The sequence below is a fragment of the Vibrio ruber DSM 16370 genome, from assembly GCF_900163965.1.
Lineage (GTDB): Bacteria > Pseudomonadota > Gammaproteobacteria > Enterobacterales > Vibrionaceae > Vibrio > Vibrio ruber.
Map to the genome: position 1 here is coordinate 1 of NZ_FULE01000080.1, position 2,398 is coordinate 2,398.

The following is a 2,398-nucleotide window of genomic DNA, read 5'->3' on the forward strand; positions in this document are numbered from 1 at the left end:
CGCAGGTGAGACGCAGGTGATTGAAGTGCCAGTGACCGTCACCGATGATCAGGGCGCGACCGCAACCACCACGTTAACCATTACCGTGACCGGTACCAATGACGCCCCGGTTGCACAGGCAGCCACCGCGTCGGTGACCGAAGATGCCACGGTGAGCGGCAATATCACCGCCACCGATGTGGATTTACCGGCAGATGCCAGTCTGACCTTCAGCACCGACTCGACCGTGGACGGTTTAACCCTCAATGCGGACGGCAGTTACAGCTTTGATGCCTCCGGCTATGACGCGCTGAGCGCCGGCGAGACACAGGTCATCGAAGTGCCGGTCACCGTCACGGACGATCAAGGCGCGACCGCGACCACGACACTGACGATTACCGTGACCGGCACTAATGACGCCCCGGTTGCTCAGGCAGCTACCGCGTCGGTGACCGAAGACGCCACCATCACTGGTAGTGTGACCGCTACGGATGTGGATTTACCGGCGGATGCGACGCTGACCTTCAGTACCGACGCGACCGTGGACGGGCTGACCCTCAATGCCGATGGCTCTTACAGCTTTGATACTTCCGGTTATGATGCGCTGAGCGCAGGTGAGACGCAGGTGATTGAAGTGCCAGTGACCGTCACAGACGATCAGGGCGCCACCGCAACCACGACACTGACCATTACCGTGACCGGTACCAATGATGCCCCGGTTGCACAGGCGGCCACTGCGTCGGTGACCGAAGATGCCACGGTGAGCGGCAGTATCACCGCCACCGATGTGGATTTACCGGCCGATGCGACGCTGACTTTTAGCACTGACTCTACTGTAGACGGGCTGACCCTTAATGCCGACGGCAGTTATAGCTTTGATGCCTCCGGCTATGATGCGCTGAGCGCAGGTGAGACGCAGGTGATTGAAGTACCGGTGACCGTCACTGACGATCAGGGCGCGACTACGAGTACCACGTTAACCATTACCGTGACTGGTACTAACGACGCGCCGATGGCACAGGCTGCCACCGCGTCGGTGACTGAAGATGCCACGGTGACCGGCAGTATCACCGCCACGGATGTGGATTTACCGGCGGATGCGACGCTGACCTTCAGTACTGAATCCACCGTGGACGGGCTGACCCTCAATGCCGATGGCTCTTATAGCTTTGATGCCTCCGGCTATGACGCGCTGAGCGCAGGTGAGACGCAGGTCATCGAAGTGCCGGTCACCGTCACTGACGATCAAGGCGCGACCGCGACCACCACGTTAACCATCACCGTGACTGGCACCAATGATGCCCCGGTTGCACAGGCAGCCACCGCATCCGTGACCGAAGATGCCACCATCACTGGTAGTGTGACCGCCACCGATGTGGATTTACCGGCGGATGCCAGTCTGACCTTCAGCACTGAATCTACCGTGGATGGTTTAACCCTCAATGTCGACGGCTCTTACAGCTTTGATGCCTCCGGTTATGACGCGTTGAGCGCAGGTGAGACGCAGGTCATCGAGGTGCCGGTAACCGTCACCGATGATCAGGGCGCCACCGCGACCACGACACTGACGATTACCGTGACCGGCACGAATGACGCCCCGGTTGCTCAGGCAGCTACCGCGTCGGTGACCGAAGATGCCACGGTGAGCGGCAGTATCACCGCCACCGATGTGGATTTACCGGCGGATGCCAGTCTGACCTTCAGCACGGAATCGACCGTGGACGGGCTGACCCTTAATGCGGACGGCTCTTATAGTTTTGATGCCTCCGGTTATGACGCGCTGAGCGCAGGCGAGACGCAGGTCATCGAGGTGCCGGTAACCGTCACGGACGATCAGGGCGCCACCGCAACCACGACACTGACCATTACCGTGACCGGTACCAATGATGCCCCGGTTGCACAGGCGGCCACTGCGTCGGTGACCGAAGATGCGACGGTGAGCGGCAATATTACCGCCACGGACGTGGATTTACCGGCGGATGCCAGTCTGAGCTTCAGCACGGAATCCACCGTAGATGGGCTGACGTTGAACGCTGACGGCAGTTATAGTTTTGATGCCTCCGGTTATGATGCGCTGGGAGCCGGTCAGCAACAAGTGATCGAAGTGCCGATCACGGTGACGGATGATCGTGGTGCGACTGATACCACCACGCTGACCATTACCGTAGTGGGCAGCAATGATGCGCCGGTGGCACAAGCGGCAGTGGGAATTGTTGCCGAAGATGCACGGATTACCGGCAATATTACCGCCACCGATGTGGATTTACCGGCGGATGCAACGCTGACCTTCAGCACCGACTCGACCGTGGACGGGCTGACCCTTAATGCGGACGGCTCTTATAGTTTTGATGCCTCCGGTTATGACGCGCTGAGCGCAGGCGAGACCCAAGTCATCGAAGTGCCGGTGACGGTGACTGAC

1 protein-coding gene is annotated in these 2,398 nt (G+C 59.7%); it reads left to right on the forward strand.

Annotation, left to right across the window (positions count from 1 at the left end):
• Positions 1-2,398: beta strand repeat-containing protein (locus tag VR7878_RS20190; protein WP_205409497.1), on the forward strand; the 2,398-nt coding region annotated here is incomplete at both ends.